4 protein-coding genes are annotated in these 7,653 nt (G+C 69.6%); all 4 read left to right on the top strand.

From position 1 onward, the window contains the following. Positions 1–73: 73 nt before the first annotated feature. Complete coding sequence (mfd, locus tag RS83_RS18120) at positions 74–3,649, top strand: transcription-repair coupling factor (RefSeq protein ID WP_045280803.1); 3,576 nt, start codon at positions 74–76, stop codon at positions 3,647–3,649. A gap of 75 nt (positions 3,650–3,724) precedes the next feature. Continuing rightward, positions 3,725–3,886: a hypothetical protein gene (locus tag RS83_RS19030; RefSeq protein WP_045280802.1), complete on the top strand. Its 162-nt coding sequence runs from the start codon at positions 3,725–3,727 to the stop codon at positions 3,884–3,886. Between the two features lie 36 nt (positions 3,887–3,922). Then, on the top strand, positions 3,923–4,549 hold the full coding sequence (locus RS83_RS18110; RefSeq protein WP_045280801.1) for a gamma carbonic anhydrase family protein: 627 nt from the start codon (positions 3,923–3,925) through the stop codon (positions 4,547–4,549). Beyond that, positions 4,546–7,512, top strand: coding sequence for an aminotransferase (locus RS83_RS18105; protein WP_045280800.1), 2,967 nt, complete (start codon positions 4,546–4,548; stop codon positions 7,510–7,512). Before RS83_RS18110 ends, RS83_RS18105 begins: the two co-directional genes overlap by 4 nt. Positions 7,513–7,653: the final 141 nt, after the last annotated feature.

The raw sequence follows: 7,653 nt of genomic DNA, 5'->3' as shown, positions 1-7,653 counted from the left end.
GGGCAGGGGGAGGAAACGGTGGGGGAGGGATGCTGCGCGCCGCGATGTCGGATGCCGCGGCTAGGCTTATCCGGTGACTGTTCCCGGGATTCTGCGCGCCTTGGAAGAGGCGACCCTGTACCGAGATGCGCTCGGCTGGGCGCAGACCGACGTCGACCTCGGCCTCGTCGACGGGCTCGACGCCCCAACGCTCGCCGGGCTGCTGACCAAGCGTGCCGCTGCGGGGCATCCTGCCGCCCTCCTCGCGGTCGCGCCGACCGGACGCCGAGCCGAGAGCGTGGCCCAGGCGCTCGGTGCCTACCTGCCCGAGGCGCAGATCCTCACGTTCCCCGCGTGGGAGACGCTGCCGCACGAGCGGCTCAGCCCGAGCCCCGACACGGTCGGCCATCGACTGCAGACCCTGCGCCGCGTCGCCGAATGGTCGGGCGATCACCCGCTCATCGTGGTGGCCTCCGTGCGCGCCGCCCTGCAGCCGATCGCCGGCAACCTCGGCGAGATCACTCCGCTCGAACTCCGCACGAACAGTCGAGGCAACGAGCTCGACACCGTCGCGGAGCAGCTCGTCGAGCGAGCCTATTCGCGAGTCGACATGGTGTCGCGCCGAGGTGAGTTCGCGGTGCGCGGCGGCATTCTCGACGTCTTCCCGCCGACCTCGGAGCATCCGTACCGTGTCGAGTTCTTCGGCGATGAGATCGATCAGATCCGTGCCTTCTCGATCGCCGATCAGCGGTCACTGCCCGGCGATGTCGACGGCGTCGACCTGCCGCCGAGCCGCGAGCTGCTGCTGACCGCCGATGTCCGCGACCGCGCCAGAGCGTTGATCGGAGGCTTCCCCGCCATCTCGGGGATGCTCGAGAAGATGGCCGAGGGCATCCCGGTCGAGGGCATGGAGTCGCTGCTGCCGGCGGTGTCGGGTCCGCTCAAGTCGCTGGTCGAGTACATGCCGGCAGGCACCGCGACGGCGGTCGTCGACCCGGAGCGCTCGACGGCCCGAGCGATCACGCTCGGCGACACGAACCGCGAGTTCCTCGACGCCGCCTGGAGCGCGGCGACCTCCGGCGCATCCGCCCCGATCGATCTCGGCTCAGGCGATTTCCTGACGATCGCCCAGCTGCGCGAGGTCGTCCGCGACCGCGGCGGCGTGTGGTGGCGGCTCAGCCCCTTCGGTGCCGGGCTCGGCGAGGGCGACGCTGATGCGACGAACCTCGACGCCACGGTGATCCCCTCGTTCCACGGCAATGTCGACGGCGCGATCTCGTTCGTCGAGGCCAAGGTCGCCGACGGTTGGCGCGTCGTCGTGATCGCGACCGGGCAGGGGCTCGTCGATCGGGCGCGCGACGTGCTCGCCGATCGCGGCATCGCGGCCAGGGTGGTCGAGACGCTGACCGACGCCCCTGAGGGCGGCATCGCCACGCTCGTCTGCGGATCGGTCGAGGCCGGGTACCAGGTGCCTGAGGCCAAGCTCGCGGTCCTCACCGACAACGAGTTCTACGGCCGTACGATCGGCGGCGACCAGCGCGTCGTCAAGAAGCTCGCCTCCCGCCGCAAGAACGTCGTCGACCCGTTGCAGCTCAAGCCGGGCGATTTCGTCGTGCATGGCACGCACGGCATCGGCCGTTTCGTCGAGATGACCAAGCGCGAGGTCTCGACCGGCGGACGCAATGCCACCAAGTCGATCCGCGACTATCTCGTGCTCGAGTACGCGCCGTCGAAGCGCGGCTACCCCGGCGACAAGCTCTTCGTGCCGACGGATCAGCTCGACCTGCTCTCGAAGTACGTGGGCGGCGAAGCGCCGACCCTGTCGAAGATGGGCGGCAGCGACTGGTCGCAGGCGAAGGGCAAGGCCCGCAAGGCCGTGCGCGACATCGCCGTCGAGCTCGTGAAGCTGTACTCGGCGCGCATGGGCGCGAAGGGGCACGCCTTCGGTCCGGACACACCATGGCAGCGCGAGCTGGAGGAGGCGTTCCCGTTCGCGGAGACCCCGGACCAGCTGCAGACGATCGATGAGATCAAAGCCGACATGGAGCGGCCGATCCCGATGGACCGCCTGCTGTCCGGTGACGTCGGCTTCGGCAAGACCGAGGTCGCTGTCCGCGCGGCGTTCAAGGCGATCCAGGACGGCAAGCAGGTCGCGATGCTCGTCCCCACCACGCTGCTCGTGAAGCAGCACCTCGAGACCTTCACCGAACGCTTCGCCGGGTTCCCGGTCAAGGTGCGCCCGCTGTCTCGATTCCAGACCGACAAGGAAGCCAGGCTCACGCTGCAGGGACTGCTCGAGGGCTCGGTCGACATGGTGATCGGCACGCACCGCATCCTCACGGATCAGGTGATGTTCAAGGACCTCGGCCTGATGATCATCGACGAGGAGCAGCGCTTCGGTGTCGAGCACAAGGACACGCTCAAGAAGATGAAGACGAACGTCGACATCCTCGCGATGAGCGCCACCCCGATCCCGCGAACGCTCGAGATGGCGGTGACCGGCATCCGGGAGATGTCGACGCTCGCGACGCCGCCGGAGGACCGGCATCCGATCCTGTCCTTCGTCGGACCCCGCAGCGACAAGCAGATGGCCGCGGCGATCCGCCGCGAGATCCTGCGCGAGGGGCAGATCTTCTTCGTGCACAACAGGGTGCAGTCGATCCAACGGGTCGCGAGCGAGCTCGCCGAACTCGTGCCGGAGGCCAGGATCGCGGTGGCGCACGGACAGATGGGTGAGCATCAGCTCGAGCAGGTCGTGGACGATTTCTGGGAGCGCAAGTTCGACGTGCTCGTCTCCACCACGATCATCGAGACCGGTCTCGACATCGCGAACGCGAACACGATCATCATCGACCGCGCCGACAAGTACGGGCTCAGCCAGCTGCATCAGCTGCGCGGCCGGGTGGGTCGAGGACGCGAGCGGGCCTACGCGTACTTCCTCTACGACGAGATGAAGCCGCTGAGCGAGACGGCCGCCGACCGTCTGCAGACCATCGCGGTGAACAACGATCTCGGCTCCGGCATGCAGGTCGCGCTGAAGGACCTCGAGCTCCGCGGTGCAGGCAACATGCTGGGCGCCGAGCAGGCAGGACACATCGCCGGCGTCGGGTTCGACCTGTACCTGCGCATGATCGGCGAGGCTGTCGCGACGTTCCGCGGCGAAGATGTCGAGAGCGGGCAGGAGCTGCGGCTCGAGCTGCCGCTCGACGCGCGCATCCCCGAGGACTACATCGACAGCGAACGGCTGCGCCTCGAGGCGTACCAGAAGCTCTCGGCAGCCTCGGCGGCGACGGCGAAGGATGACGCGCTCGACCTCGTGATCGAGGAGCTCACCGACCGCTACGGCACGCCGCCGGCCGAGGTGCAGGGGCTGCTGTCCGTCGCCCGCCTGCGTCGTCGCGCCGCGCGCGCCGGGCTCACGGATGTCGTCGTGATGGGGTCGAACCTGCGCATCGCCCCTGCGCGCCTCGAGGACTCGATCAAGGTGCGTCTGCAGCGGCTCTACCCGAAGGCGAAGCTCGTGGCGGGTGGCGAGGCGATGGTCGTGCCGATGCCCACGGTGCCGGCCGCGGTCGGTGTCGGCCTCGAGCCGCTACCCGACGACGCCCTGCTCGAATGGGTGAACCAACTGTTCACGGCGATCTTCCCCGAGCCCGTCAAGGTCGAGTGACCCGATTCCTAGCCGACGAGTGCGGCATGGTCAATGGCATGTGCGGCGGTTGCCGGGCCGGCGGATGCTGAAGCCATGTGGATCCTGCTGCTCTTCCTCCTGCTCGCCTGGGCCGCACTGGCCGTGCTCGGGTTCGTCGTCAAGGGCCTGATCTGGCTCGCGGTGCTCGGCGTCGTGCTGTTCCTCGCGACGGTCGTAATCGGGGTGCTGCGCGGCAGGGCGGCGACGAAGGAGTAGCGCACTGAGGCACGCGCGGCCCAGTACGCTGACCTCATGTTGTACGAGCACCTCGGGGCTCGGCCCCGGATCCATGACACCGCCGTCGTCGCTCCCACCGCCGTGATCTCCGGCGATGTCGAGATCGGCGCCGGCTGCCAAGTGCTGCACGGCGCCGTGATCACGGCCGAGGGCGGGCCGATCACGATCGGCGAGCATGTCATCGTGATGGAGAACGCGCTGATCCGAGCGACCGCGGCGCACGCCGTGCACATCGGATCGCACACCCTGATCGGCACCCTCTCGAGCATCGCCGGCGCGACGGTCGGCGACGAGGTCTTCCTCGCCTCCGGCTCCAGGCTGTTCAACGGCGCGCTGATCGGTCCCCGCTGCGAGGTGCGCGTCAACGCGATCGTGCTGCGCCGAGCCGTGCTGCCCGAAGGCACGGTCGTGCCGATCGGCTGGGTGGCCGTCGGCGATCCGGTGCAGCTGTTCTCGCCGGATCGTGAGGCGGAGATCGCAGCCGCGCAGCCCGACCTCGACTTCCCCGGTCACGTGTTCGGTGTCGACCGGGACACGCCCGACCTCATGGTGCAGCTGACCGAGCGCTACGGCAGCTCGCTCGCGCGGCATGCAGACGACGTGAGCCTCGACGGCACGCCTCGCGGACAGCACCGCGCATGACCGACGGCACAGGCCTGGTCCGCCCCGATGTGAGCACGACGGATGCCGCGCGCATCGCGCGCGACTGCTACGGCATCACGGTGACCGCGGAGGAGCTCGGCAGCAACCAGGACCGGAACTTCCTGCTCACGGCGGATGACGGCACGAAGAGCGTCCTCCGGATCGACAACCCCGTGTTCGGCGACGATGCGCGAGATGCTCAGCATGCCGCCCTCGACGCCTACCGCGCTGCCGGCGTCAGCGTGCCTGCAGTGCTCCCGGGACTCGACGGCGCGCTCACGCAGCGGTGGAACGGCCTCGCCGCACGCCGCAGCGAGTTCGCCCCCGGAGAGCCGTTGGTCGACGCGGGGTACCTCGCCCCGGTCGTGCTCGCGGAGTTCGGTGCGCTGGCCGCGGCATCCGTGAACGCACTGGCCGCTCTCGACCACCCCGGGCTCGATCGCGCGCAGATGTGGGACATGCGGGTGGCTCACGAGCAGGTCGAGGCGCTCGCGCCGTCGATCGCCGACTCCGTGCTGCGCGGGCGCGTGCTGCGCGCGGCGGCGAAGGCCGATGCAGCCCTGACATCAGGTGCCGGCGAGCTGCCGGTGCAGGCGATCCACGGCGACCTCACCGACGACAACGTCATGGGGGAGCGCGGTGCGGATACCCGGCTGCATCCGCGGACGGTGCTCGATCTCGGTGATCTCGCGCTCGGGTGGCGCGTCGCCGAGCTCGCGGTGTGCGTCTCGTCGATGCTGCACCACGAGCCCGACCGACCGCTGCGGGTGATGGAGACCGTCGCCGCCTTCCACCGGGATGCGCCGCTCAGCGAGACCGAAGCGCGCGCCGTCTGGCCGCTCGTCGTGCTGCGCGCCGCGCTGCTGGTGGCGAGCGGGTGGCGTCAGCTCGAGATCGACGGCGCGAACGACTACGCCAGGGAGCGCATCGCGGGGGAGCAGGCGATCTTCGACGCCGCCACGCTGCTGCCGCAGGTCGAGATGATCGAGCACGTGCTCGCCACGGTCGGGATGGACGACGGCGGATTCGATGCGACCGGTCTCGTGGGGGATCCGGATGCCGCCCCTCTCGCCGCGCTGCTGCCGGAACTCACCGGCCGCGTCGCCGTGATCGATCCGACCGTCGAGTCGGCCGCACTCGATGCAGGGCGCTGGCTCGATGAGGCAGCGGAGCAGGGACTGATCGACGATGCGATCGGACTCGGCGTCGCCGTGGCCGTCCTGCCCTACGGCACGTTCCGGTTGACGCGGGCGCGCGTCGACAGTGCCCAGCCCGGAGAGACCTGGTCGACCGCGTGCGAGCTGCACCTGCCTGCCGGCACTCGGGCCAGGGTGGCGGCGCCGGCGACCGGACGGGTGACGCAGCGCGGCGGTGTCGCGCGCATGGTCATCGACCTCGGAGCTCCGGAGGATGACCCCGAGTGGGTGCTCGAGATCACGGGGCTCGACGCCGAGGAGCGGCGCGAGCGTCCGGTGAGCACCGGCGAGACGCTTGGTTGGCTCGCGGCATCGTTCGAACCGCGGCGGATGACGGTCGGCATCCACCGGGCGGATGCTCCAGAGCGCCGGACCGACGGGGCTGCGCTGGTCGCCCCGGAACGAGTGCCGGCGTGGCGTCGGCTCACGGCGGATCCGGCGCCCCTGCTCGGCTTGCCGTCGTTCGTGCAGGACGACGAGGCAGAAGCGGAACTGCACCGCCGCGAGCAGATCTTCGCCGCCGCCCAGGAGCGGTACTACGAGCATCCGCCGCAGATCGAACGCGGCTGGCGGCATCACCTGATCGACACCACGGCGCGCACCTACGTCGACATGGTGAACAACGTCGCGGGTCTCGGCCATGCTCACCCGAAGGTCGCGGATGCCGCAGAGCGCCAGCTGCGGACGCTCGCCACGAACTCCCGGTTCCTGTTCCGCGACCTCGCGGAGTACAGCGAGCGGTTGCTCGCACTGATGCCGGAGGGCAGCGACCTCGACACGGTGCTGCTGGTCAACAGCGGTTCCGAGGCGGTCGATCTCGCGATCCGGCTGGCGCAGGCCGCCACCGGTCGCCGAACGGTCGTCGCGCTGCGCGAGGCGTATCACGGCTGGACCATGGCCAGCGATGCGGTGACCACCAGCGCCTACGACAACCCCTCCGCCCTCGCCACGCGGCCCGACTGGGTGCACGTCGCTGATGTGCCGAATCGGTTCCGCGGCACGTACCGGGGCGACGACGTCGCCGGGGACTACCTCGCCGACCTCGCGACCGACTTGGCGCAGCTCGACGACGACCGTCAGGTGGCGGCGTTCCTGTGCGAATCGATCCTCGGCAACGCCGGCGGCGTGGTGCTCCCTGATGGCTACCTCGCGGGTGCCTACGAGCAGGTCAGGGCCGCCGGCGGGCTGTGCATCGCCGACGAGGTGCAGGTCGGGTTCGGGCGCATGGGTTCGGCCTTCTGGGGCTTCGAGCTCGCGGGCGTCGTGCCCGACATCGTCACGATCGCGAAGCCGATGGGCAACGGCTATCCGATCGGCGGCGTGATCACGTCGAGGCGCATCGCGGACGCCCTCTCGGCGCAGGGGCAGTTCTTCTCCTCGGCCGGCGGCAGCACGCTCAGCTGTCGGGTCGGCATCGCGGTGCTCGACGCGATGATCGAGGACGACCTGCAGCGCAATGCCGCAGTGGTCGGCGCGCACCTCGCGGACGGACTCCGCGAGCTCGCCGACCGGCATCCACTCGTCGGTGTCGTGCATGGCGAGGGCCTGTATCTCGGTGTCGAGCTGGTGCGCGACCGCGACACCATGGAACCGGCCGCGGCGGAGGCGGCGGCGATCTGCGAGCGGTTGCGCGAACTCGGGGTCATCGTGCTGACGACGTCCGAACGATCCAACGTGCTGAAGATCAAACCGCCGCTGTGCCTCACGACGCAGAGCGCGGATCACGTGGTCGCGATGCTGGACCGGGTGCTCACCGACGGATGGTGAACGGCGACTCCTTCGAATCCCGTGCACTTTTCGTTTGTTACATGCGCATTTCGTACCTGGATTGGGGGTCGCGCTGAGGAATCCCCTGGGTCCATACTGATGCACAGCGTCGGACGACCCGTGGTCCGACCCATGCGCTGT

It is taken from the genome of Microbacterium oxydans (assembly GCF_000956525.1).
Taxonomy (GTDB): Bacteria; Actinomycetota; Actinomycetes; order Actinomycetales; family Microbacteriaceae; genus Microbacterium; species Microbacterium oxydans_A.
The sequence above is the reverse complement of the archived record's forward strand: the minus strand, read 5'-3'. Positions and strand labels throughout refer to the sequence as shown.

Excerpts from the sequence above, each read along its gene's own strand:
- RS83_RS19030 (WP_045280802.1), top strand. The coding sequence starts at position 3,725 with ATGTGGATCCTGCTGCTCTTCCTCCTGCTCGCCTGGGCCGCACTGGCC.
- RS83_RS18105 (WP_045280800.1), top strand. The coding sequence starts at position 4,546 with ATGACCGACGGCACAGGCCTGGTCCGCCCCGATGTGAGCACGACGGAT.
- RS83_RS18110 (WP_045280801.1), top strand. The coding sequence starts at position 3,923 with ATGTTGTACGAGCACCTCGGGGCTCGGCCCCGGATCCATGACACCGCC.